The sequence below is a fragment of the Streptomyces sp. 130 genome, from assembly GCF_007096885.1.
Classification (GTDB): Bacteria; Actinomycetota; Actinomycetes; order Streptomycetales; family Streptomycetaceae; genus Streptomyces.
On record NZ_VJNO01000001.1, the window covers coordinates 1 to 22,211 of the forward strand.

The following is a 22,211-nucleotide window of genomic DNA, read 5'->3' on the forward strand; positions in this document are numbered from 1 at the left end:
GCGGCGAACGCGGTTGGCGACCTGGGCCACGTGCTGTACGACGCGGGCGCGAGTCTCATCAGCGGACTCATCGACGGAATCGAGTCCAAGGTGAGCTCCCTCAAGTCCACCCTTGGCGGCATCACCAAGCTCATTCCCAAGATCAAGGGCCCGGCGGAGGTGGATGCCCGGCTGCTGACCCCGAACGGGCAGCTGATCATGCAGAGCCTCATCGACGGGTTCCGCAGCGAGATGCCGAACGTGCGCGACGAGCTGACCCAGCTCACCCGGAACCTCCCCCGCTTCGCCAGTGCTGGCCTTCAGCTGGCCGGGGTCGCCGCCCCGGCCGCCCGCCCGGTGAATGTGCAGCTGTTCATCGGCGACGAGGAGTTCACCCCGCGCATGCGGGTGGTGGCCGACGGCCAGATCCAGCAGTACGCCCGCACCGCAGCCCAGGGGCTGAGGTTCTAGCGCGCGGCACAGACGGGGCCCCCACCCTCGCGGTGGGGGCCCTCGCGCGCGTTGACGCCCCTGCCCGGCCTACGCCTCGGGCGGGGGCGCCGTGACGAACGTGCCCTTGGCCGGCAGCGTGGCGACCAGGCCGCGGTCGCGCAGCTCCCGGACCGTGCGCCGAACGGTGCCGATGCTCACCTGGTAGATCTCCGTCATTGCGCGCTCGCCGGGCAGCGCGGCCCCGTCCGGCAGGGTGCCGGACCGGATGTCCGCCTCGATGCGGTCCGCCAGCTTCACGTACTCGTACTGCGGGAGCGCGCTCATACCCTCACGGTCCCGCTGCCTACTGCGGTCGGCATCGTGGGGACGCGTCCCGACGCAGGGGGACGCGGTGGGACGCAGTCGCGCTACGGTGGGAAGAGGAAACCCCCGCGACCGATGGCACGGTCCGGGGGTGTGGACGACGCGTGGAGGCGACGCCATGGCAGAGCGTACCGACCAGCAGCCGGTAGAGGCAGGGTCCATCTTCGGCTGGTGTCACTGGCACAAGGGCCCGTCCGAGACCGCGGTGCTGGTGCAGGTGATCGAGCAGGGGTCGGGGCCCGGGGGCAGCCTGTACGCGTGTGCCCCGTGCCGGGAGCAGCGCGGTCTCGCCCCGTACGGCGCCCCGCGGTGACGACCGCCCCGTCCCGCCCCGACGCGTCCGCCCCGGCGTGCCGGATCGGGGAGCATCGCGAGTGCCCGGGGCCGCACGTCGTGCGCCGGCCAGGCGCCCCGGAGTGGGAGCGCCCACTGGAGACCTACCGCTGCGGCTGCCTGTGTCACCGCCGCTGACCCCCGACACACCAGAGGGCCCCGCACGCAACCGCGTACGGGGCCCTCGCCGTTCCCCACCCTACTGCGAGGGTCTGACAGCAGGGGTAGATCGGCCGGTAGCCGACCCGGTAGTTCGGGGTAGCGCGGGTGGTAGATCCGCAGGTAGACGGGGGTGGTAGACCTCAGGCGGCCTGCTGCTCGCCCTCGGCCGGGGAAGGGGCCGGGAGGTCGTCGCGGTGGACCCCGGTGGCGACCTTCTTGCCGACCTTCACGGAGCGCCGTACGGGCACCCCGAGCCGGGGCAGGCGGGCCTTCAGATCGGACACCGTCCAGCCCTCCCCCTGGCCGTGCTTTTGGAGGTGGTCCAGGAGGGTGCTCAGGTGGACGCCGGGGCGGTCTCCGATGAGGTCGCGCACGAGGGCGTGCAGCTGCTCGCGCTGGGCGGCGGTGTCGGCGGCCGGGGCGTCGGTGGGGCCGTCGTCCTCGTCGTGGCCGAGGGCGCGGACGGCAGCCCACAGCCACAGCGGCACGACGGCCCAGAGAATGACGGGCCAGCGGCGGACTGCCCACCAGGCCCCGTACGCGGCGCCGCCGAGGATGACCATGCGGAGGATGCAGCCGAGGATCGCGGCGACGCCGTCGAGGTCATCTCGGCGGCCGGCGCGAATCCAGGCGGCGGCGCGGGTGGCGAGTTGGCGGACGAGGATGCGCTGTCCGGCGACGAGGGTGCGTGCGTGGCGCTGGGCCTTGGTGGGTTCGGTGGTCATCAGACGTGCCCCTCGATGGCGTTGCGGCCGGAGAGGCCCAAGCTGTTGACGAGGTCGGGAAGGCCGTCGAGCATCCCGGCGACGCCTGCGGTGACGCAGAGCACCATCCCGGCAAACACGAATGCGAGCAGTCGGCCCTTGTCCTCCTTGGAGGCGGCCTTGTAGGAGAAGAAGAGGACCACGAAGAGCAAGAAGACGACGGTGCCGCCTTCGGGTGTGAGCTGGCCCAGCGATGCGGTGGCCATGGGCGTGGCAGCGTCGGTGCCGGTCGTTCCGCTGATGACCTTGCCGCCTACGCCGCCTGCGGTTTGACGGGCGCATCCGGCGAGCCAGCCGCCGAGGCCACCGAAGCAGACTGTGGCGAGCGCTCCGTTGACGAAGCCCTGGATCATGCTCGCCAGGTCCTTCATTGCGCGGCCGCCGACCCACCATTTCCGCAGGTAGATGACCATGAAGGCGATCGCGAAGACGCAGGCGGCGAGGGTGGCGCCGGTGAGGGTGATCTTCATCGGTGGACTCCGGTGTACGCGGTGACGAGGTCGAAGGGGTCGAGGGCGCCCAGGACGCCGGCAGCGGCGACGACGATGACGCAGAGGCGCAGGACGGTGGCGCCGTGGCGGGCGGTGCGGGTGAGGGCCCAGGCGAGGGGGAGCAGGGCGAGGGCGTACCCGGTGGGGGCGCCCCACTCGGCCCGTGCCTCGCCGGTGGCGTAGGCCCAGGTCGCGGCGGCGCTGTAGCGGGTGCCAGGGAAGGGAAGAACGGTGAGGAGCAGGGCGCCGCTGATCTGCCACGGCCGGCCGAAGCAGTGCAGCCAGGCGGTGAGGCGCTGCCACCGGGTGGGCTCGGGCGCCGGCTCGTACGGCATGACGACGTGGACGTGGACCTGCGGGGGCAGCGGCGCGGGTGCGGCGGCCTGCACGGATACGGCGGGCGGGGCCGGTGGTGCGGGTGGTGCCGGGGGTGCGGGGGCCGGTGCGGGCTGCTCCCACCACGGGGGCAGCTCCCCCGGGCGGGGGCCGCGGTTCGGGAGCGGCGCCCCGGCGGGGATGATCCGCGTGGGCGTGATCGGGCGGTCGGTCATGGGGTGCCTCAGTGGAGGATGGCGACCGCGAGGGCCGCGATGGTGAGCACGAGGGCGACGGTTCCGCTGATGCGGGGGACGTCGTTGAGCGCCACGGCGCCGAGGCCCGCGAGGGCGACCAGGACGGAGACGGCGAAGAACACGCCGAACATCAGGTGGCGGCGAGGGCCGCGCGGCGTACGCGGCGCCCGTAGGCGTCGCTGGTTCCGAGCCGCTGACCGATGGCGGTTCCGGTCAGTTCCGGGTCCTCGGTGAGCCAGTCCCGGGCGTCGGCCACCTGCCGCTCGAAGGTGGTGTTGCCGCTGTCGGCGGACTCCAGATCGGCACCACCGGAACCGGGGTCCGGAACCGGCGGAACCGGGGCTGTGTCGACGGGTTCCGGTAGGGGCGCGGTCACGGCCAGCGCCTCTTCCCAGTGCTGGAACAGGTCCTGCTCAAGGCCGGTTCCGGCCGTGGTTCCGCCGGTTCCGGTGCCCAGTTCCGGCAGGGGCGACCACGGCCCGAGGACGGGCCCGGCCGGCGCGGTGTCGACGGGCTCCTGAACGCGCTCGACAGCGACCGGAACCGGGGCCGGTTCCGCCGGTTCCGCCAGGGCGGAGATCGGTTCCGCCTGCCCCTGCTGCGGGGCGTGGTGGCCCAGCTGGTGGACCCGCCACAGCACGAGCGGGGCGATCGAGGACACGGGCACGATGAGCCACGGCGTGACCGTGAGGACCCCGGCCGCGAGGAGGTGCGAAGCCGAGTTCACCGCGATGAGGGCGGCGACGACGACCAGGACGTCGCGCTTCGCTCGCAGGGCCCGTACGGCGTAGATGTCGAGCGCGGCCGGCACACCGGCGGCCACGAGTTCGCCGAATCCGCAGGCGCGGGCGAGGTCGTACTCCGCCGAGGCGAGGACGACGAGGACGGCACCGAGGGCGCCCCACAGGAGGTAGTCGCGCTTCACCGGGCCTCCCCGGCGTGGAGGGCGGACAGCTGGCGGGCGAGGCGGCGCAGCGTGCCCGCGTAGTCGACCAGCAGCCCGGCGAGCACGTCCAGTTCGGCGGGCGTGAGGCGGTTCGCGAGCGGCCCCAACTCCACGAGCACGCCGACGCTGCGGCGGCCGGACGGGGCGAACGGGTCCTGGACCGGGACGCTGTAGGCGAGTTCCAGGCCCTCGTACATGAGGGGGTGGGGGGTGCCGGTGTGGCCGGTGTCGCAGCGGAGTTCGGTCGGTTCGTCGGCGTGGCCGGCGCACCAGGCCGGTTCGGTCATGACGACCGGTCCGTGGTCGAGGGTCGGCACCGTCACGGTGCGCGGGGCGGTCATCGGCCGGCCTCCTTGTCGAGGGCGGCGACGAGGGCGCGGAGGCGGGCCTCCAGGCTGACGGCGGCGCGAAGCATCTCGTCGTGATCGTGGATGTTCGCTGCCGCCTTCTCGGCGAGCGTCGCCCGGGCAAGGCGAAGCGCGTTGGCGAGCGGCGGGACGTAGGGGCTGCCGTCCCGCTCGGCGTCGTAAAGCGCGGTGTACGAGGTACGGGCGGGCTCGGGTACGTTCTGCATGGGTCAGGACTCCTTGTACCGAAGGGGTTCGGATCAAGGCGTCGTCCCGGTGTGCAACCACCGGGCGGCGCCGTTCTGCGTTGGAAGCAGGACGGCGCGGCGGCGCGCGTGCAGCGCCGTTGCAATTGCCGTTGCGGTTCGCCACGGGTCGGGGGCGGTCAGGTAGAGTCGAAACCGTCTCCGACCTGCGCATACGACTAGCTACGACCGGCCGTGACCAATCGGTCAGCAAACTCGTAATGCGTAGGTCTCGGGTTCGAATCCCGAAGGCGGCTCCGTTGAACCCCAGGTCACTTTCGTGGCCTGGGGTTCTTGGTTTGGGGCGTCAGGGCGTCAGGTGGTGGGCGAGGCGGAGGGACAGGGCCACTGCCGTCAGGGTGGGTGGGGCGTAGCCGCCGGTGGGGAAGACGGAGCCGCCCGCGATGTACAGGTTGCTCACGCCGTGGACGCGGCTGTCGGCGTTCACGACGCCGTTCGACGGGGAGTGGGCCATGCGGGTGGTGCCCAGGTGGTGGGGGCCGCCCACCGTGTCCAGGGACCAGGCGTCGGGGCGCACGCGGACGTCGGTGGCGCCCAGGGCGAGCAGGAGGTCGCGGGCGGCGGACGTCGCGACGTCCACCGTGCGGCGGTCCGTGTCCGTCAGTTCCCAGTGGACGACCGGCTTGGGTACGCCGTAGCGGTCGCGGTCCTCGCCGAGGACGACGCGGCTGTCGCGGTTGGGGACCTGTTCGGTCACCGCGACCAGGGCGAGTTCGTCGCTGGTGGCGGGCACGCTGTGGGCGAGGGGCCGGGCCCGGCCCCGGTGCTCCACGGCGACCCGGTGCTGGGTGTGCAGGCCCACGTCCTCCAGGAACAGCTGGGCCCGTCCGACGCCGGCCGAGCGGCACGCCTCGTCCGACAGCATGAGCGCGCCGATGACGGACATGGGGGCGCCGTCGCGGGAGGTGCCGGCCGGCTCGCCGTCGAAGAAGGACATGTCGAGCGCCGCGGAGTCGCCGCGGAGGCGGAGGGCGTCGAGGTGGGGGTGTTCCATGAAGTACCGGCCCACGACGTCGTGGCCGTTGCCCAGGCCCTCCGGCCAGTGCCGGTTCGGCGACGCGAGGAGCAGGCGCGGGGTCTCGAAGCCTCCCGTCGCCAGGACGAAGGTGTCGCCGGTGACGCGGTACTCGCCCTGCGGGGAGGCCACGACCAGGTGGTCGACGGACGCGCCGTCCCGCGAGGTGACGATGCGCGTCACCGTCGCCCGGAGCAGCAGGTCCGTCGTGCCCGTGGTGAAGACGTCCGCGTGCCGGTGACCGAGCTGAAGGGGGCCGAGCGCCGGAAAGGCCCGGGATTCCAGCGGTGCACCCGCCGCTCGCGCCTCGTCCTGCCGCTTCCACTCGCGTACGTCCACCTTCTCGGGCACGGCGCAGAAGGCGAGTGCCTCGGTGTAGTACGGGTCGAGGTCGGCGCGGGACAGGCACCAGCCGGTCGCGTCGGTGAGTTCGGGCCGGGTCTCGAAGTCGATGGCGTCGAGGGGTTCGATCCACCCGCCCCACAGGGTCGTACTCCCGCCGAGGCCGCGGGAACGGCATTCGGCCAGGTTGTAGTACGGGTTGCTTCCTTCGATCCGCCCGCTCCCCAGGTCGGGGTCGGGAGCGGGGTTGAACGTTCCGCTGTCCAGTACGAGGACACGGCGGCCGGTGTCGGAGAGGCCGGCCGCCACGGCGAGGCCGGCGGGGCCGGAGCCGACGACGACGACGTCCGCCTCAAGGGTGGGCTGCTGGTACGTGTCGATGGTGGAGATCACCGTACTGGTTCCTCGTGATCGGGGTCGGGTGCGCTGACGGCTGGGAAGGGCCCTCGGGGGCTGCCGGGGGAGCCCGGCCCGTGGTTACTCGGCCGGCATGGCGACGTCGGGGCGCCCACCGGCGTAGGGGCCCGTGAGCAGCCGGCGCTGGCGGGGGGTCCAGGGGTGGTCGTGGTTGACCCAGGGGGAGTTCTGCTCCCACTGGATGTGGCCCGGCGCGTACTTGCACAGGACGGCGCGCCGGTCGTGCCCGGCGCTCCACGGGATCGAGCCGTGGGTGACGGCCTCGGTGAAGACGACGGCGTCGCCCGCCTTCATGGGCACATGCACGACGGGCGGTTCCTCGCCGGTGATCGCGCGGATCTCGTCGGGTACCGGGAAGGACGACTTGTGGCTGCCGGGTATGACGCAGAAGCCGCCGTCGCCGGGGTTGACGTCGCTCAGCGCGAAGGAGACCACGATCAGGCCGTTGTGCATGCGGCCGTCGCGCACGAGGTAGTACTGCGACGGGTCGAAGGGGGTGCCGCCGTTGTGCAGGTGGTGCGGGGTGCTCTCCCCGGCGCCGGCGCGCATGAAGATGGCGTAGCTGTGGTCGAGGCGCAGCTGAGGGCCGAGCAGCTGCTCGAGTACGGGCAGGACACGCGGGTGGTCCACGAGGTCACGGAACGGCTTGCCCCAGTCGGTGAGCAGGCCGTTGGTCAGGTCCACCGGGCCCGCGGCCTGGTCGGAGTTGCCGTCGTCGGAGTCCGGGAAGCCCGTGTGGATGTAGTTCACCTCTTCCAGCAGCCCGGGCACTCCGGCTTCGTCCACACCCGTGTTGAGGGCGTCGAGTTCTTCCGGGCCGAGGACGTCGCGCAGGACGATGTAGCCGTTCAGGTCGAACAGATAGCGCTCGGTCTCGTTCACTTGCAATCCTCCAGGTAGTGCCCCGCGGGCACCGGAACGGAGCCGGCGCGCGGGATCGTGCGTGGGTGTGGGTGTGGGTGTGGGGGTGTGGGACGGCGGCGCGGGAGTGTCAGTCGCGGGCCGGGGCCGCTCTGAGGACCGTCTCGTCTCCCGCGCCGGCCTCCTTCTTGTAGGCCTCGTCACCACGGCCCATGCGGACGTACGCGCATCCCCGGGCGGCCAGTCGGCCCAGGGTCTCCTCCAGCAGGACCCGGCCCGGGCTGTACGTCCGCAGGTCGTGGGAGTAACTGCCCATGTAGATGAGGGGGGCCGACGGCGGGCCGATGTGCAGGTCCTCGGCCACCCGGTCGCCGTTCAGGCTGAGTGTCCACAGCCGGGCCCGGCCGCGCCGCGCGAGTCCGCTCACGGCCGCGCCCATGAAGTGGGGGAAGCCGGCGAGCCGTTCCACCGGGGGCAGCGTGTCGATGCGGCCCTGGCGCGTCCAGTCGTCCCACTTGGCGCGGATGAAGCGTTCCCCTTCGGCCGCGGTCAGTTCCGGGCCGTCGATGACGTCGAAGCGGAGCGAACCAAGCGCGCTCAGGTTCCGCAGCCTGCGGGCGTGGCCCTTCGCGCTGACGCGCATGTTCGCGAGTGCGATGACGGGGGCCGCCAGTGGTTCCAGGTCCCATCGCGGCGCGCGACTCAGCTCCCGGGCCAGATGGCCGTCCGTCGTCAGGCAGTCGAGCACGAGGTCCGCGCTCTTCGCGGCGGTCCGTTCGAGGAGGCGCCGGAGATCGGGAAGCAGGCGCACCGCGGACGGGGCGGAGAGGGCCGCGTCGTGCTCGTCACCCAGGGGCTGGCCGGCGAAGCCGAATACGGGTCCTTTCGGCGTCGTTTTCTCCGTCAGGGTCACTGCCGCCCATATGTCTCCGTCACGTACGACAGCGACGGCCGGGCTTCCGAGCTGGGTAAGGGTATCCCATGAGGAAAGGACCCATTCAGGGCTTATGAAATCCGTGCCGATGATTCCCGGATGCCAGCTCTCAACGAATTCTCTGGCGTCGGCTGCGCGGAGCAGCATTGCATCATGCAATTAATATGTTCCTCCCCCGTGTCTGGCTTGATACTACCCAGCGAGATTGCGTCGTCAAGCGTCTTCCGCGGCAGGGGCCCGGGGTCGTACCAGGCCCTGCCGCAGACGGCACGCGACGTCAACTACCCCCTGTAGGTGTGCATGTGAGGGCGTGTGTGACACGTGGGGGCACATGTCCCGGGCGCCTGTCCGCCAGCGATGGAGATGTCCGCGATGTCGCTCCGGACGGCCCCCATTTTCTCGGCACCGAGGTGGCTCGATGTGCTTCACTGATCGCCGACTGAAGATCTCGTCACCTTACGAGGGGGATGTAGTGACAGACGCAGCCGACACCATGCCCGGTCTTCCCGGCATAACCGATGAACTGGACCTCGCGGCCGAGCACCTCCGCACTTACGGGTGTGCGCGATTGGCGGGTGCCCTGTCCCGGGAAGAAGTCGGCGAGATCCGCGAATCCATTCATGCGGAGGCTGCCAAGGACTTGGCCGCGGACAATGATCACGTCTATTCCGGAGGGTCGAACCAGCGCGTCTGGGCGCTCTTCAACCGCGGTGAGCGGTTCCTGCGACTGGCGGAGCACCCCGCCGCTCTCGCGCTCATGGAGTCCTGCCTCGGCCCCGATGTGCGCATGTCGAACCTGAGCGCCAACATCACCGGGCCGGGGGGGGGCGGTGCCATGACCCCCCACTGGGACCAGGACTGGGCCGCGCGGCCCTGGCCGCTGGCACTGGCGGCCCATGTCATCTGGATGATCGACGACTTCACGGAAGAGAACGGCGCCACCCTGGTCGCTCCCGGCAGCCATCTCCTCGACGGGCCACCGCCCAAGGGCTCACTCGTGCCCGCCACCGGCCCCGCCGGCACCGCCCTCGTCATCGACGGCCGGATCTGGCACGGTACCGGCGCCAACCGCTCGGCCGGCGCCCAGCGCACCGGCGTGCTCGCGTACTACTGCCGTCCGTACATCCGCCAGCAGGAGAACTTCCAGCTGAGCATGGACCCTTCGGTGCTGGAGTCGCTGTCGCCGGAGCGCCGCGAGTTCTACGGCTTCGGCTTCTACGAGTACCTCAACATGATCAGCGGACCACCGCGCGACCTCGACCGCTATTGAGCAGAGGAGGAACGGAGTGAAGGTCAGTATCGGCATATTCGCCCACAACGAGGAACGCACCGTGGGCCGGGCGATCGAGGCCGTGCTCGCGCAGGAACCGGAGCAGGCGAAGATACTCGAGATATTCGTGATGTCCTGTGCGAGCACGGACGGCACCGTGCGGACCGCCGAGGAGTACGCGCGCCGCGACGCGCGCCTGACCGTGGTGGACAGACCGAAGCGCGAGGGCAAGCTGGCCGCCATCAACGACTTCCTCTCCCGCGCCACGGGCGATGTCCTGGTGATCGCCGGGGCGGACCTCGTGGTCACGCCCGGACTGGTCGAGCGCCTGGTGGAGCCCATGCGGCGCGATGCCCGGTGCGGGATGACCGGGCCCCGGGTCGCCGCCTACGGCACCCCGGGGCTGACCGGGCGGATGCACGATCTGCTCTGGCGCATGCACCACGAGATCGCCGCCGTCCAGCCCAAGCTCGGTGAAGTCGTCGCCCTGCGCGCGGAGTTCGTGCCGCACGGGCTGCCCACGGGCATCCACTGCGACGAGGTCGTGATGGAGGCCGAGGTGATCCGGCGGGGCGGGCTGCTGGCGTACGTCTCCGAGGCGGAGGTGCGGAACTTCCCGCCGAGCGACGTCCGCGAGTTCTACGGCCAGCGTCGCCGCATCGCGTGCCAGCACCGGGCGGCCGGCCGCCGGCTGTCCTACCGGCCGGCCACGCTGCGGAAGCGGAACGTCGTACGCGCCGCCCTCAACGTGGTGCGTGAGGAACCGGGCCGGGTGCTCACCCTCGCCACGCTCTGCGGAGTCGAGCTGGCCGCCCGGGTGCAGGGGGCCATCGACGAGCGGCGCGGGCGTACGTACCAGGTCTGGAGCCCGGTGCTGCGCGAAGTCCGGGTCAACGCCACCCAGCCCAACTGAACCGCCCGCAACGTGAGGTGAAGAGAGAGATGGCCGAATACGCGGCACAGCAGTACTGGGACGAGGTGGCCGGCCACCTCGGTGACCGCTCGGACGGCGGCGGCGTGGTCGCCGGGGACGACACGGAGTTCTACCGGCTGAAGCGCTCCATGTTCATGCGGCGGTTCCTGGGCCCGGCCCTCCGGGACGCGTCCACGGTCCTGGAGGTCGGCTGCGGGCCCGGCGGCAACGTCCGGTGGCTGACGGAGCAGGGCAAGGAGGTCGTCGGCGCGGACCTCTCGGAGACCATGCTGCGGCACGCCCGGCGCACGGTCGACGCCGGGTTCGTCCGCATCGACGGACGGACCCTGCCGTTCGAGGACCGCCGTTTCGAGGCGGTGTTCGTCGCCACGGTCCTCCAGCACAACCCGCCCGAGGACGCCCGTTCGCTGCTCCTGGAGATGGCCAGGGTCGCCGAGCGCGAGGTGCACCTCTTCGAGGACACCGCCGTGCTGCCCGTGCGCGACCGGTCCTCGCACTGGCTGCGGCGGCCCTCGTGGTACGCGGCGACGCTCCGCGACGCCGGTTTCACCCCGGTCGTCTCCGAGCGGCTGAGGCTGAGCGCCCAGGAGGTGTCCGCCGCGCTGGTCCGGGCCGCCGCGTCGGGCGGGCGGCACGAAGGGGCGCGGGCGAGCCGGCGGCACGTCCGGGCCGAGGCCGCCGTGCTTCCGGTGGCGCGCGTGGTGGACGCGGTCGTGCCGCCAGCGGTGGGACTGACCCGGATGTCGTTCCGGCGCGTGCGGTAGGGGGTGGGCGCGAGCGACGGCGCGTGTGCCCGACGGCCCTTCCGTCCGCCCGTCCGACGGCCCGTCCGCCCGCCAGCCCGTCCGTCCCGGCGTCAGCGCGAGAAGCGGTTCAGCGAGCGGCGGTAGGTGCCCATTCCGATGAGCAGGGGCTTGGCGGGAGTCCTGGGCGCCCGGCGCCGCCCGTCGCCCTGCGGCTGCTCGGGAGCCTGCGGCGGCTCGGGGGCCTGCGGCTCCCGGGACTTCGCCGGCTCCCGGGCCGGCTCCGCGCCGGACCACCGGTCGCCGATGAAGACCGTGGCCGGGTGGCCGTTGACCAGGATCTCGTGCGTCGCGCGGACCGCGAGGCCGGCGTCCGTGAGCGCCGCCTCGAACGCGGGCGCGCCCCGGCGGGCGCAGAGCAGCACGTACCGGCCCCGCGCCGGGTGCAGCACCCGGGCCAGCGAGAGGGCGGTGGTCCGGGCGAACTCCTCGTACGGCACGGTCAGTTCCTCGTGCTCGCCCCACGGGGGGTCCGTCACGACGGCGTCCACCGAGCCGTCCGGGACCGACGGGAGCACCATCGCGTCCTCGTCCAGCAGGCGCACCCGCCGGTCGCGCAGCGCCTCGCCGGGCAGCTGGTCGCGGTGCTCCGCGAGGTCCAGGTCGGAGTAGACGACCTCCCGGGCCGGCAGGGCGAGCCGGGCGACCACGAACGAGCCGCTGCCGGCGAAGGGGTCGAGGAAGGTGTCCCCGGGCTGCGGCTCGGACGCCAGGACCAGCATGGACGACAGCTCGTGGGACAGGGCGCCGCGCGCCTTCTTGGGCCGGGCGGGCTTGGGCAGCCGGGCGCAGAACATGAGGTCCCGCATGTCCAGGCGGCCGATGACCCAGTACTCCTGGCCCCGGCCGCTCGGTTCGAGCCGCATGCCCGTGCAGGCGGACACCGTGCGCTCGATCTCCCGCTTCGGGGCGCCCGCGACGGAGGCCAGTTCGCCGTCGACGTGGACCATCACGCGGAAACCCCGGGCACGGGGACCGGGGAGCGGCGGGAATTGCGATTTCTTCAGCGAGCCGGCCAGCTGCGCCACATTCGCATTGATGTCGCCGCGCCGGATTTCGGTGATCACCGCAAAGGCGTTCTTCGCGAAGGGAATGTCCGCGACGCGTTCCATCGGTGAACTGGAGGAGAAGAGCATCGCGCTGTCGTCCTGGTACTCCGCACGGAAGTCGTCGACGAAGTGCGACATGGCATCCGCGACGAGTTCGCTGGTCCCGGCGGGGTACTGGATGAAATAGCGCATCCGGGCAGCGTACCGGAACCGGGGCCGCCGGGGACGGCCGTGTTCGGGGCGCGGAGGGCGCCGCACGCCGGGTCCGGGGCGGGGGCGCACACGGACCGCCCGCCCCGGACCCGGCGCCCCCGGCGGTCAGCGGGAATGCGAGGCGGCGAAAGGCCAGGTGGCCGACGTCGCCCGGGCGTATACCTCGCTGATTTCCGCCCACATGCGGGCGACACCGAAATTCTCCATGGCGCGGAGGCGGCCCGCCGCACCCATTTCCCTCGCCTTCTCGGGCGCCTCCAGAAGGCTCCGCACAGCATCGGTGAGCTGGGATTCGGAGCCCGCGTCCGTCAGCAGGCCCGTGGTGCCGTCGTCCACCAGGTCGGGGAGGCCGCCGACCCGGGTCGCCACCACGGGGAGTCCGGCTGCCATCCCCTCCACGACGGCCCGGGGGGTGCCCTCGGTGTCCGAGCAGCACACGAGGACGTCCGCGCCGGCCAGCAGGGCCGGGACGTCGCGGCGCAGCCCCGTGAAGTGGACGCGGGTGGCCAGTCCGAGGTCCGCGGAGCGCTTCTCGTACTCCGTGAGCAGCGGGCCCGCCCCGATGACGGCGAAGGAGACGTCGGCGCGCTCCCGCGTCAGGGTCCGCGCCGCGCCGAGGAAGAGATCGGGACGCTTCTCGGGGGAGAGGCGGCCGACGTACACGACCTTGGGGCCCTCCGGGGGCAGCGGGAGCTCGTCCGTGAGGTGGGAACTCGCGCTGTCCGGCGCGGGCCGGACGCCGTTGGCCACGTACTGCACGTCGGCGTGGCCGAGCGACCGCAGCCGGGCCGCCTCCGCCGCGCCGGCGGTGATGATGGCGTCGGCGAAGCGGAGGCAGCGTTCGTTCAGCAAGGTCATCGCGCGCAGTCTGACCCCGGTCCGTATGAAGCCGTGGCCGGAGATGACGTAGGGCGGGAACGCGCCGGCCCTCGGGCCCGCCGTCAGCTTCACGGCGGTCGCGACGTAGTCGGCGTCGTAGCCGTGCGAGTGCACGAGAGTCGGGCCGATGTCGTGCACGTACGCCCGGAGGCGGCGCGTCCACCGGCGCAGTCCGTCGGCCGGCACGCCGAGGTTCTCGATGCCCCGGGCGTCCAGGAGGGCGCCGTACTCGGGATTTCCGTAATGGCAGACGACCGCTCGCGCGCCGCTTCGGTTCTGTTCCTCGGCGAGGTCGGCGATGTGCAGGTCCGCGCCGCCGACCTCCCCGGGGGGCTGCGGGCGGATGACGTGGAGGACGCACGGCAGGGTCACGGCCGCCACCAGTACCGCTCGGCCGGGCTTCCGCCGCCCAGGGCGGCGGCGTGCGCGGTGATCTCCTCGCGGCGGGACTCCGGCTCGAACCAGAGGATGGGGTGCTGGGAGGCGTAGCAGTCGATCGCGTCGAGCTTGCGCTCCCAGTGTTCGCGGGGATACCGGCTGATCAGCGGGGTGCCCGGGGCGAGATCGGCCTCCCAGCCCGCGCAGTGGTCGTAGAGGATGTACGGCAGTTCCTCGTACCAGAGGACGGAGTCCCGGGGGCGGTCGAGCAGCCGGGCCGCCGCCGCCACCAGGACGTGGTCGGCGTGGCGGCCGACGCCGAGCGGGGCCAGGACCAGATCGGCCTCCTGGACGGCGGGCAGGGCGCGGAGGGCGGCGGCCAGCCGGGTGGTCAGCCCGGGCTCCAGGTCCCGGGCCGGCCCGGAGACGAAGATGTCCTGGTCATGGGGGTAGAGATGGTGTCCGGTCGCGTCGCACCGGTACAGCGCCTCCGGCATGCCCAGCCGTGTGCCGGTGACGCCGAGCAGCCCGTGGGCCCGGTCGTCCTCGGCCTCGCGCGGGCCCATGGGGTCGTCCACCAGGCCGATCGACTCGTGGAAGCTCACCGCGGCCTCCGACAGCGGGCCCTCGGGCCTTCCGTTGAACACGGTGACGGTCGTGACCCGGGAACCCCAGCCGGGGCAGGCCGACAGGAGCGCGCCGCACGACAGGACAGCGTCGTCCAGGTGGGGCGAGAGCACCACGAGGGAACGGCCCCTGAATATGTCGGGGACTTCCCCGGCGCCGGGAATCGGCTGAATGGTTGCGGACGTCATGCTTTCCCCTTGTGCATGTGTGTGAACTGCCCTGCGAATAAGATTGGTTGAGTCGTCGGCGGCGGAAGCAAGGGTTGTGAGTTGACGGAATTCGACCGGATCGAGGTCGCCTGCTTCAACCTTCACTGGGGATGCGGCGGTGATGGAATTCCCTTCGACGTGACGGCCGCCTGCGCGGCCCTCGGAGCGGATGTGATCGGCCTCCAGGAGGTGTGGACGCCCGGGGGCGGACCGAGCGCCGCCGCGCGGGCGGCCTCGGAGCTGGGCTACGGGATCAGGGAGCTTCCGCTGACCCGCATGGCCGACATCGACGGCTTCCGGGTCGTGGAGCGCGAGCCGGAGGCGACGGGGTCCTGGGGCCTCGCCGTCCTCACCCGCTTCCCGGTCGTCGGCCACCGCGTCCTGGACCTCGGCCGGGCGGCGGGGGACACGGTGCGCCGGGCGGCGCTGTCCGTCGTGCTGGAGCTCCCCTCGGGGGGCACGCTGCACGTGGTCAACACCCACCTGACGCACCGGCTGCACGCGGGCCCCCGTCAGCTGCGCCGGCTCGTCCGCCGGCTCGGCCCGGTCAGCGACGCCGTGGTGATGGGCGACCTGAACATGGTCGGCCCGGCCGCCGCCGTCCTGGCCCGGCGGCGGCGCGCGGTAACGGGCCGGACCTGGCCCGCCGGCCGGCCGGTCGCCCAGCTCGACCACATCCTCGTACCGCGCCGGTACGCGGTCGCCGAGGGGGAGGTGCTTCCCGGTCTCGGCTCCGACCACCGGCCGGTCCGGGCGGCGCTGCTGCCGCGCGCACAGTGATCACTCGTCCTCCACGGGCAGCGGCTGCGGTGCCCAGGTGCCGTCCACGTCCCGCACCAGCAGGACCGTCGCCGGGCGGCGGTCCTCGCGTTCGCCCTCCGGGCTCGTACCGGCCCACACCAGGTGGATGAGGGCCGCGTCCGAGCGGTTGTCGTAGCGCTCCCCGACCCCCGCGCGGATGCGGCAGTCGCGCCAGCGGTCCGTGGCCGACGCGCCCTTGAAGTAGTCCGGGAACGCCTTGCGGCCCGTGCCGGTGAGGTCGGCGAGCAGGACCTTTCCGCCGAGGGCGACCAGGCGCTCCTCCAGCGTGGGCGGGATGTCGGCCTGGCGGCTCAGCCGCAGCGAGTGCAGCAGGGCCGCGTCGCTGACCGTCCCCGCCAGGTCGTCGCCGTCCCGGGAAGCGGAGGCGGACGGGGACGGCGAGGGCTTCTCCGTGGTGCGGGAGGGACTGGGCTCCGGCTCCACCGTGGGGGTGACCGCGGGCGACGGCGGGGCCGTCGTGGGCGACGGGGCCGGTGAGGTGGCAGGGGGCCGGGCCACCGGGGCCCGGCCGCCGCTCATGTCGGGCCAGAGCAGCGCGACGCCGACCACGGACAGCACCGCCGCCATGGCGAGCATCACGATGCCGGAGCGCTCCGCGCCGGTCACTTCAGGTGTCCGATGCTGTCGAGCGAACCCATCCGGACGTCGGACTCCGTGACGACCTTGTTCGGCCTCGGCGCCTCTATCTGCCGGTTGCCGCCCAGATAGATGGACACGTGGAAGATCCCCTTCCCGCTCCCCGGGTTGTCCGAGAAGAACAGGAGGTCGCCCGGCTGCGCGCCCTTCAGGTTCCGCTGGTGGGTGACCCGCACCTTCCCGCTGTCGTGCTGCGCCTGCGCGGTGCTTCCGATCATGATGCCCACCCTCCCGTAGGCGTACTCGGTCAGGCCCGAGCAGTCGAAGCCCTTGATGTGCCGGCCGGAGTAGCCGCCCGGGGAGCAGCAGATGCCGTACGAGGGGCCCAGGGTGTCCCCGCCGCCCCAGGAATAGGGCTGGCCCTTCTGCGACTTGGCGGCCTGGATGATCTGCTTCGCCTTTCCGGAGGCGTTGACGGGCCCGGAGATGTCGCCCAGGGCGTCGTATTCCGCCTTGGCGTTCAGCACGTCGGTGACGTACTGCTCCGAGTGGTTGTAACGGAAGATCGCGTCGTGCTCGGTCTTCGGGTCGGACATGTCGACGGCGCCCTTGCCGCAGAGGAGCGCCGCTGTGCTCAGCGCCGAGTCGAAGACGTTCTGCGGGTCGGTGTCACCGTCGTCGTCACCGTCCTGGGCGACGCTCTCCCAGGTCTGCGGGATGAACTGGGTGGGCCCGACGGCCCGGTCGTACACGGTGTCGTTGTCGTACTTGCCGTTGTCGGTGTCGTAGATCCGCTGGGTGTTGTTGGTGCCGTCCAGGACCGGGCCGATCACCGGCGGTTCGACGTTGCCGTACTTGTCGCCGTACTTGTCGATGACCTTGCGGCCCATGAACGTGCCGTGGTGGGACTCGATCTTGCCGATGCCCGCCAGCAGCGTCCAGCTGAGGTTCTTGCACTTGGGGCGGACCTCCTTGATCTTCTCCTCCGCCGACAGATACGCCTCGCAGGTGGGCTTGGGGATGCCGGACACCTTGACGCAGCTGACCTCGACCGGAACGTGCTCCTCGCTCGTCTGGCCCCCCGGCAGCATGCTCGCCGCGATGAAGGTGGCGATGATGAAGAAGATCCACGGGGCGAAGGCGGTGACGGCCAAGCCGATGGCCCATTTCTTGCCGCTGCTCATCGGCTCGGCCTTGGCGGCTGGGCTCACCTGCCGTTACCTCCGCCGCCGCCTCCTCCGCGTGGGGTGCGCCGGCCGCCCCGGCCGGAGGAGCGCCGCGCGTTGCGCTGCTGGTTGCGCCGGCCGTTGACCGTACGGTTCAGCCGCTGGCTGTCGCTGCGCTGCCGGCTCCTGGCCTGGCGCATCCGGCGGGCGGCGTCCCGCTGCGAGTCGCGGCGGCGCTCATCCTCGCTCGGCGGGACGCTGTCGGCGAGGTTGCGCCGCTCGGCCGCCGCCGCGTTCCGGAACCTGCTCCGGGTGATGGGCGCGTCGTTCTTCAGGTACCGGCCGGTGCGGGCGGCCGTGAGGGTGGCCCGGCCGACGCGGTTCTTCTGGAGCCGGTTCTTCGCCGCCTTCTTGAGGCGGGCCTTGAGGGCGGCCTTCGCCGTGGCCTGGACCGCGGCGCTCGTGCCGCCGGAGCCGACGGCCGCCGCGACGGTGGTGCCCAGCTTGACGGCGCCCTGGACCCGGTCCTTGAGGTTCTTCTTCGGCTTGCCGGAGCCGGTACCGCCGCCTCCGCCTCCGCCGCCCGATCCGCCTCCGCCGCCCGGCGCCTTGCCCTTCCAGAGGTCGCGGGCGCGGCCGCCGACCTTGCTGAGGGTGGCGCCGTCGTCCTTGAGCTGTTCGAGGCCGGACTTGCCGTTCTCGGTGGCGCCCTGGAAGGAGTTGGGGGGCGCGTCGTCCGGGTCGACGCCGCCTCCGGTCCTGGAGGCCATCCGCTGGCCGAAGTTGCTGGAGATGTTCTTGGCCGCCGCGGTGATCTTCTTCCGGAAGACCAGGAACGCCACGGCCAGGAAGTCGATGGTCAGGAACTTGACCGTCATGACCTCGCCGGTGTCGGCGTTCAGCAGGGCGATGACCATGACGAGGAAGAACGCCAGGAACATCACCGACAGGAAGATGGCCAGGATGACGCGTACGACCCCCGACACCCAGTTCCACATGGCGGTGCGTCCGCCACCCGGCAGGATGCCCGCCACCAGCGCCGGCTGGGCGCGGATGACCTCGAGCGCCATCCAGACCTGGGAGATCAGGAAGGTGCAGGAGACCGCGACCACCAGCACCACGACGATGAGGGCCGCGAGGGCGATGAACCAGATTGAGAGGAGGTTGTCGAGCGAGGCGGAGATCTGCTGGTCGTCCATGGGGACGTCGCCGCCGCACGCCTGCTGGACCTTCGGGTCGGCCGCCAGGTCGGAGCCGTCCTTGCCGCTGATGTAGGTCTTCCAGGCGTCGGTGCCCTCCGCCTTCTTCTTGAACTCCTCCACGGCCTCCTTCTGCTCGTCCTTCACCACGGTGTAGATGGCCCAGGGGTTGCCGGTGGCGATCAGCAGGCTGTCCTTGAGGCCGTCGAGGGAGAACACCTCGCTGAACGCGTTGCCCAGCTTCTCCATCCAGCCCTTGTTGTTCTCCTCCTCGATGAGCCGGGGCAGGACGAGCCGGTTGAAGTTGTACCGGGCGAGCGTCGCCTTGCCGTACGCGGCACTGCACGCACCGTCGATCGGCTTGTTGGTGTACAGCACCCACACCGGGCGCTGGATGAACGCGTCCACGAGCCCGTCCGTGATGGGCCTGGCGACCGAATCGCTCTTGGACCTGCCCTGGCCCTGGCCGTTGCAGGTGCTGGCCGGGCCGTCCTGCTCGGCCGGGGACACGCCGTCCGCCGCGCACCGGTCTTCGAGGATCACGTCGGCGATGTCCAGGGAGAACTGCTTGGTCTTGCCCAGCACGCCGGTGTCGTCGGCGTTGCCGATCAGGAACGTTCCCGGACTGGCCAGGGTCACCGTGGCGATCGAGGCGATCACGAGGGAGGTGCAGATCTCGATCCAGCCCTTGGACCGCTGCTTGAAGAGGATGAGGTAGCCGGCGTACACGGCGACGAGCGTCAGGAAGAGGACTTTCAGGCCGAGGTTGTCGATCACCTGGGCCTTGATCGTGGCGGCGACGTCGGAGACCGGGTCGAGCAGCTGCTTGGCCAGACCGAAGTCCAGGGCCCAGTCGACCAGCCAGCAGGCGAAGCCGATGACGGTCCGCAGGACGTTGAAGCCGACGCCGATCAGGAAGGCGATGATCTTGCTGATGACGTCGAGCGTGCCGCCCTGGTCGACGTTGAGGCCGTAGGCGCTGATCGGGACGCCGTTCTTGTCGACGACGTCGAAGATGCCGAGGACCTTGCCGCTGTCCTTCGGTTTCGGCGGCTCGCAGAAGAGATTGGGAACCTTGTCCTTCGGGCTGCAGCCGTCCGCCCAGGCGTGGTGCGAGAACACCACCATGAGCACGATCGGCACGCCGACCAGCACCAGCAGCCGCAGCCAGGTGCGGCGCTGCTGGATCACCCCCGTGAGTGCGGTCATATGCGCTGCGCCTCCACCGCTTCCATGGCGTCGGCCGCCTCGACGGCTTCGGCGGGCTCGTCCAGCGTGGCGCGGCCCGGGGTCGTGTGGATGGCCTCGGCCGCGTGCTCGTCCGCCGGGATCAGGACCTTCATGCCGCCGATCCGCTTCCTCAGGTCGTAGTAGAGGCACTCGCCGGAGCGCAGCAGCCGTTCGTCGTCGGAGACGTTGATCGGCGACAGGTTCTCGGTGACCAGCTTCAGCAGCTCCGGATCGGTGCCGTCCAGGCCGAGGAACTCCAGCCCGCGCGCGGCCAGCTGGCGGTTGCGGTGGCGGAAGAGGAACCGGTGCGAGACCAGGCCCCGGATCTTCTCGCCGTACTCCGAGTTGGCCGGGCCGACGTCGTACGGGTCGTGGGAGCCGGCGAAGGCGCCGCAGCCGTGCTTGCGGCCGTCGTTGATGATCTCCAGGAGCAGTTCCGTGCCCTCGGCGGACGAGGTGAGCCACCAGCACTCGTCCAGGAAGACGCCGACGAACTCCTCCGGGTCGGCGAAGGCGATCTCGCGGCAGAGGGCGGCCACCAGATACATCAGGCGCCAGCCGAACTTCTTCTCGACCTCCAGGCTGGACAGCCGGTGGCCCTCCAGCTCGGTCTTCTTCGGCAGTCCGATGTTGGCGGCCGAGAAGATGATCGTGTCGGCGTCGGTGATCTCCACGATCGGCAGGCTCGGGTCGAAGATCACCCGGCCCAGGTCCTTCTTGGCCAGCGACCGCAGCTTCCGGGCCAGTTCGCTCGCCGCCGCCCGGACGTTGTGGTCGTCCGGGTCCTGCGGATCGGGCGTCTGCGCGCGCTCGGTCAGGGTCTCCAGCAGCAGCCGCATGCTGGGCCGGGGCGCCTTGTGCGTGGCGTCGATGGCGTCCGCGAGCGTCACGCCCTCGGTGGACATGGAGGCGATGTCCAGCAGCGGGGTCAGGAAGGACTCGGTGTAACGGGCGGCGCGCGGGCCCTTGAAGACGCGCAGCGGGTCCAGCGAGACCGAGGCGTCCTCGTCGACGGTGATCACCTGGGTCTCGCCCGGGCAGGCGCGGGCGAAGCGGGCCCATTCCTGCTGGGGCGTACGGTCGATGGCCAGCGCCCGGCCGCGGCTGCGGGAGCGCCCGACGCGCCGGCCGGTCGTCAGGATCGAGTACATCGCGGTCTTCATGGCGACCGACTTGCCCGAGCCCAGCTCGCCGATGAACACGGCGGACGCCGAGGCGTTCATGCGCGGGCCCAGACTGAAGTCGACCAGGACCGGGCGGGCGCCGCCGCCGTTGAGCTGGAGGCCGAAGAGCGAACCGCCGTCGTCGCCGAGCGACTGTCCGCAGAACGGCAGCGACATCGCGAAGTCCCTGGCCAGCAGGAACTGCGCGTAGTCGTTCATCACCCGGGGCGTGGGCGTGCCCGGGAGCATGCTGTGGAAGAGGGCCGTCTGCTCACCGATCGGGCGCACGAGCGTGTAGTCGTTGCCGCCGAAGTGGTTGATCAGCGCGGCGGCCTTCTCCTCGGTCTCCTCCGGGGTGCCGCCCCACACACAGGTGACGACGCTCGCCCTGATCTCGACCTCCGTCGAGGAGGAGGTGAGCCGGGAGCGGTACTCGTTGAGCGCGGTGCTCGCCTTGTCCAGGCTGGCCGGGACGCCCGCCGTCTCCCCGTCGTACTCGCCGCGCTGGTGGGCGAGTTCGCGGGCCTGCCGGCGGGACTTCGGTTCGGCCTTGGCGCCCTGCTCGATGTGCAGCCGGACCGCCCAGTCCACCGGGAATCCGAAGTCGTCCAGGGCGGCCAGGTACTCGCTGCCGGGGAAGGCGAAGGAGTCCGGCATCTCGGCCAGGACCGAGAAGGACTGGTAGCTGTCGCCGAACTCGGTGCTCGACTTCACATAGCGGTGCCGGAAGGGGTTGAGCGGGACGCCGCGCCGCTCCTGGATGCCGTCGCCGCGCCCGCCCTCGTCGAGGATGACCTCGCTGTACGCGGCCACGGGGCGCCCGCGCCCCACCACCGAGCGCGGCTCGTCGTGCTCCGGGAGCAGCGGCTCCGCCAGGCCCCGGCGCGCGCAGTGGCCGTAGATCCAGAGGATCTCGCCCTCGGTGGCGGGCCGGAGCCGGATGGCGGTCGGCCAGGTCGCGGCGAGGTGCCGGGCCTGTTCGAGCCGGCGCTCCTCCTCGGACCTGCTGACCGGGGTGGTGGGCAGCCCGAGGGTGTTCATGACCTCGTAGTGGGCGGAGGACAGGACCGCGAACGCGCCCTGCTTGAAGTCGGTGTGCTTCATCGGGACGGCCAGGAAGTCGACCCGCCCGGAGAGCTCCATCTCCTCCAGCTCGTCCAGGACCCGCAGCGACAGGTCCACGTACTCCGGGGACGCGTCCAGGTCGATGCCCGCCGTCATGCGGGTGACCACGCTGGCCGCGTCCACCTGCGGGCAGAGGCTGAGCAGCAGGGCCTCGCCCTTGATCGCCTTGAACAGGGACTCCAGGGCGTTGAGGCGTTCGTGCTTGGCCGCCTTGGAGGCGTGGCTGTAGTTGTCGGAATCGACCCGCCACACGGCCCACACCGTCGCGTTGGTGGTCCAGATCAGATGGCCGCTGATGTGGCGCACGGGAAGACGCATGGCAG

The 22,211-nt window shown here is 71.5% G+C and carries 23 protein-coding genes and 1 pseudogene; 6 read left to right on the plus strand and 18 right to left on the minus strand.

Features of this window, described 5'->3' with window-relative positions:
• Window positions 1-450: pseudogene (locus FKN01_RS32370) on the plus strand (hypothetical protein); the annotation flags it as partial.
• Window positions 451-519: 69 nt separating this feature from the next.
• Here the strand turns inward: FKN01_RS32370 and FKN01_RS00005 are convergent.
• Window positions 520-756 carry a GntR family transcriptional regulator gene (locus tag FKN01_RS00005; RefSeq protein ID WP_143615594.1) on the minus strand — a complete coding sequence of 79 codons (237 nt, stop codon included), beginning with the start codon at window positions 754-756 and terminating at the stop codon, window positions 520-522.
• Between the two features lie 157 nt (window positions 757-913).
• Between FKN01_RS00005 and FKN01_RS00010 the strand changes: the two genes are divergently transcribed.
• Entirely contained in the window at window positions 914-1,108 is a 195-nt protein-coding gene (locus FKN01_RS00010; RefSeq protein WP_143615595.1) for a hypothetical protein, read from the plus strand.
• 322 nt (window positions 1,109-1,430) lie between these two features.
• On the opposite strand, the gene FKN01_RS00015 is transcribed toward FKN01_RS00010, so the two are convergent.
• From FKN01_RS00015 to FKN01_RS00060, 10 genes are all read right to left on the minus strand, one after another.
• On the minus strand, window positions 1,431-2,015 hold the full coding sequence (locus FKN01_RS00015) for a hypothetical protein (protein ID WP_143615596.1): 585 nt from the start codon (window positions 2,013-2,015) through the stop codon (window positions 1,431-1,433).
• On the minus strand, window positions 2,015-2,524 hold the full coding sequence (locus FKN01_RS00020; RefSeq protein WP_143615597.1) for a hypothetical protein: 510 nt from the start codon (window positions 2,522-2,524) through the stop codon (window positions 2,015-2,017). Before FKN01_RS00020 ends, FKN01_RS00015 begins: the two co-directional genes overlap by 1 nt.
• Window positions 2,521-3,096: a hypothetical protein gene (locus FKN01_RS32375; RefSeq protein ID WP_185992681.1), complete on the minus strand. Its 576-nt coding sequence runs from the start codon at window positions 3,094-3,096 to the stop codon at window positions 2,521-2,523. The genes FKN01_RS00020 and FKN01_RS32375 overlap by 4 nt, the downstream gene beginning before the upstream one ends.
• An 8-nt stretch (window positions 3,097-3,104) precedes the next feature.
• On the minus strand, window positions 3,105-3,248 hold the full coding sequence (locus FKN01_RS32380; RefSeq protein ID WP_185992682.1) for a hypothetical protein: 144 nt from the start codon (window positions 3,246-3,248) through the stop codon (window positions 3,105-3,107).
• A complete protein-coding gene (locus FKN01_RS00035) occupies window positions 3,248-4,042 on the minus strand; it encodes a hypothetical protein (protein WP_143615600.1) in 795 nt (264 codons plus the stop codon). Before FKN01_RS00035 ends, FKN01_RS32380 begins: the two co-directional genes overlap by 1 nt.
• On the minus strand, window positions 4,039-4,404 hold the full coding sequence (locus FKN01_RS00040; RefSeq protein ID WP_143615601.1) for a DUF6907 domain-containing protein: 366 nt from the start codon (window positions 4,402-4,404) through the stop codon (window positions 4,039-4,041). The genes FKN01_RS00035 and FKN01_RS00040 overlap by 4 nt, the downstream gene beginning before the upstream one ends.
• A complete protein-coding gene (locus FKN01_RS00045) occupies window positions 4,401-4,637 on the minus strand; it encodes a hypothetical protein (protein ID WP_143615602.1) in 237 nt (78 codons plus the stop codon). Before FKN01_RS00045 ends, FKN01_RS00040 begins: the two co-directional genes overlap by 4 nt.
• 325 nt (window positions 4,638-4,962) lie before the next feature.
• A complete protein-coding gene (locus FKN01_RS00050; protein WP_143615603.1) occupies window positions 4,963-6,426 on the minus strand; it encodes a GMC oxidoreductase in 1,464 nt (487 codons plus the stop codon).
• A gap of 84 nt (window positions 6,427-6,510) precedes the next feature.
• Window positions 6,511-7,332 (minus strand): phytanoyl-CoA dioxygenase family protein, encoded by an 822-nt coding sequence (locus FKN01_RS00055; RefSeq protein WP_143615604.1) that lies wholly within the window; start codon window positions 7,330-7,332, stop codon window positions 6,511-6,513.
• Window positions 7,333-7,441: 109 nt separating this feature from the next.
• Window positions 7,442-8,224: a GNAT family N-acetyltransferase gene (locus FKN01_RS00060; protein ID WP_260696718.1), complete on the minus strand. Its 783-nt coding sequence runs from the start codon at window positions 8,222-8,224 to the stop codon at window positions 7,442-7,444.
• Between the two features lie 514 nt (window positions 8,225-8,738).
• On the opposite strand from FKN01_RS00060, the gene FKN01_RS00065 reads away from it, so the two are divergent.
• The 3 genes from FKN01_RS00065 to FKN01_RS00075 are packed head-to-tail and all read left to right on the plus strand — an operon-like array spanning window position 8,739 to window position 11,213.
• Window positions 8,739-9,515, plus strand: coding sequence for a phytanoyl-CoA dioxygenase family protein (locus FKN01_RS00065; RefSeq protein WP_143615954.1), 777 nt, complete (start codon window positions 8,739-8,741; stop codon window positions 9,513-9,515).
• 16 nt (window positions 9,516-9,531) lie between these two features.
• Window positions 9,532-10,428: a glycosyltransferase family 2 protein gene (locus FKN01_RS00070; RefSeq protein ID WP_143615606.1), complete on the plus strand. Its 897-nt coding sequence runs from the start codon at window positions 9,532-9,534 to the stop codon at window positions 10,426-10,428.
• A 29-nt stretch (window positions 10,429-10,457) separates the two neighbouring features.
• Window positions 10,458-11,213: a class I SAM-dependent methyltransferase gene (locus tag FKN01_RS00075; protein WP_143615607.1), complete on the plus strand. Its 756-nt coding sequence runs from the start codon at window positions 10,458-10,460 to the stop codon at window positions 11,211-11,213.
• Between the two features lie 92 nt (window positions 11,214-11,305).
• Here the strand turns inward: FKN01_RS00075 and FKN01_RS00080 are convergent, their stop codons facing one another.
• The 3 genes from FKN01_RS00080 to FKN01_RS00090 all read right to left on the minus strand — a co-directional run bounded on the left by FKN01_RS00080 (window position 11,306) and on the right by FKN01_RS00090 (window position 14,586).
• Window positions 11,306-12,493, minus strand: a complete 1,188-nt coding sequence (locus tag FKN01_RS00080; RefSeq protein WP_143615608.1) for a TRM11 family methyltransferase — start codon at window positions 12,491-12,493, stop codon at window positions 11,306-11,308.
• Between the two features lie 126 nt (window positions 12,494-12,619).
• A complete protein-coding gene (locus FKN01_RS00085; protein WP_260696719.1) occupies window positions 12,620-13,765 on the minus strand; it encodes a glycosyltransferase family 4 protein in 1,146 nt (381 codons plus the stop codon).
• Window positions 13,762-14,586: a PIG-L deacetylase family protein gene (locus tag FKN01_RS00090; protein ID WP_260696720.1), complete on the minus strand. Its 825-nt coding sequence runs from the start codon at window positions 14,584-14,586 to the stop codon at window positions 13,762-13,764. Before FKN01_RS00090 ends, FKN01_RS00085 begins: the two co-directional genes overlap by 4 nt.
• Before the next feature lie 81 nt (window positions 14,587-14,667).
• On the opposite strand from FKN01_RS00090, the gene FKN01_RS00095 reads away from it, so the two are divergent.
• Window positions 14,668-15,387 carry an endonuclease/exonuclease/phosphatase family protein gene (locus FKN01_RS00095; RefSeq protein ID WP_143615610.1) on the plus strand — a complete coding sequence of 240 codons (720 nt, stop codon included), beginning with the start codon at window positions 14,668-14,670 and terminating at the stop codon, window positions 15,385-15,387.
• Here the strand turns inward: FKN01_RS00095 and FKN01_RS00100 are convergent, their stop codons facing one another.
• From FKN01_RS00100 to FKN01_RS00115, 4 genes are read right to left on the minus strand one after another with little or no spacing between them, the layout of a single operon-like run.
• Complete coding sequence (locus FKN01_RS00100) at window positions 15,388-16,035, minus strand: hypothetical protein (RefSeq protein WP_143615611.1); 648 nt, start codon at window positions 16,033-16,035, stop codon at window positions 15,388-15,390.
• A complete protein-coding gene (locus FKN01_RS00105) occupies window positions 16,032-17,216 on the minus strand; it encodes a C40 family peptidase (RefSeq protein WP_260696721.1) in 1,185 nt (394 codons plus the stop codon). The genes FKN01_RS00100 and FKN01_RS00105 overlap by 4 nt, the downstream gene beginning before the upstream one ends.
• The gene (locus FKN01_RS00110; RefSeq protein WP_143615612.1) at window positions 17,213-19,579 is read right to left on the minus strand and encodes a hypothetical protein; all 2,367 of its coding nucleotides are present in this window, start codon (window positions 19,577-19,579) and stop codon (window positions 17,213-17,215) included. The genes FKN01_RS00105 and FKN01_RS00110 overlap by 4 nt, the downstream gene beginning before the upstream one ends.
• Window positions 19,576-22,206 carry an ATP-binding protein gene (locus tag FKN01_RS00115; protein ID WP_143615613.1) on the minus strand — a complete coding sequence of 877 codons (2,631 nt, stop codon included), beginning with the start codon at window positions 22,204-22,206 and terminating at the stop codon, window positions 19,576-19,578. Before FKN01_RS00115 ends, FKN01_RS00110 begins: the two co-directional genes overlap by 4 nt.
• Window positions 22,207-22,211: the final 5 nt, after the last annotated feature.

What these genes read in the sequence shown, in the direction of transcription:
- FKN01_RS00065 (WP_143615954.1), top strand. Translation starts at nt 8,739, where the DNA reads ATGCCCGGTCTTCCCGGCATAACCGATGAACTGGACCTCGCGGCCGAG.
- FKN01_RS00090 (WP_260696720.1), bottom strand. Translation starts at nt 14,586, where the DNA reads ATGACGTCCGCAACCATTCAGCCGATTCCCGGCGCCGGGGAAGTCCCC.
- FKN01_RS00010 (WP_143615595.1), top strand. Translation starts at nt 914, where the DNA reads ATGGCAGAGCGTACCGACCAGCAGCCGGTAGAGGCAGGGTCCATCTTC.
- FKN01_RS00015 (WP_143615596.1), bottom strand. Translation starts at nt 2,015, where the DNA reads ATGACCACCGAACCCACCAAGGCCCAGCGCCACGCACGCACCCTCGTC.
- FKN01_RS00115 (WP_143615613.1), bottom strand. Translation starts at nt 22,206, where the DNA reads ATGCGTCTTCCCGTGCGCCACATCAGCGGCCATCTGATCTGGACCACC.
- FKN01_RS00075 (WP_143615607.1), top strand. Translation starts at nt 10,458, where the DNA reads ATGGCCGAATACGCGGCACAGCAGTACTGGGACGAGGTGGCCGGCCAC.
- FKN01_RS00045 (WP_143615602.1), bottom strand. Translation starts at nt 4,637, where the DNA reads ATGCAGAACGTACCCGAGCCCGCCCGTACCTCGTACACCGCGCTTTAC.
- FKN01_RS00110 (WP_143615612.1), bottom strand. Translation starts at nt 19,579, where the DNA reads ATGACCGCACTCACGGGGGTGATCCAGCAGCGCCGCACCTGGCTGCGG.
- FKN01_RS32375 (WP_185992681.1), bottom strand. Translation starts at nt 3,096, where the DNA reads ATGACCGACCGCCCGATCACGCCCACGCGGATCATCCCCGCCGGGGCG.
- FKN01_RS00020 (WP_143615597.1), bottom strand. Translation starts at nt 2,524, where the DNA reads ATGAAGATCACCCTCACCGGCGCCACCCTCGCCGCCTGCGTCTTCGCG.
- FKN01_RS00040 (WP_143615601.1), bottom strand. Translation starts at nt 4,404, where the DNA reads ATGACCGCCCCGCGCACCGTGACGGTGCCGACCCTCGACCACGGACCG.
- FKN01_RS32380 (WP_185992682.1), bottom strand. Translation starts at nt 3,248, where the DNA reads ATGTTCGGCGTGTTCTTCGCCGTCTCCGTCCTGGTCGCCCTCGCGGGC.
- FKN01_RS00080 (WP_143615608.1), bottom strand. Translation starts at nt 12,493, where the DNA reads ATGCGCTATTTCATCCAGTACCCCGCCGGGACCAGCGAACTCGTCGCG.
- FKN01_RS00005 (WP_143615594.1), bottom strand. Translation starts at nt 756, where the DNA reads ATGAGCGCGCTCCCGCAGTACGAGTACGTGAAGCTGGCGGACCGCATC.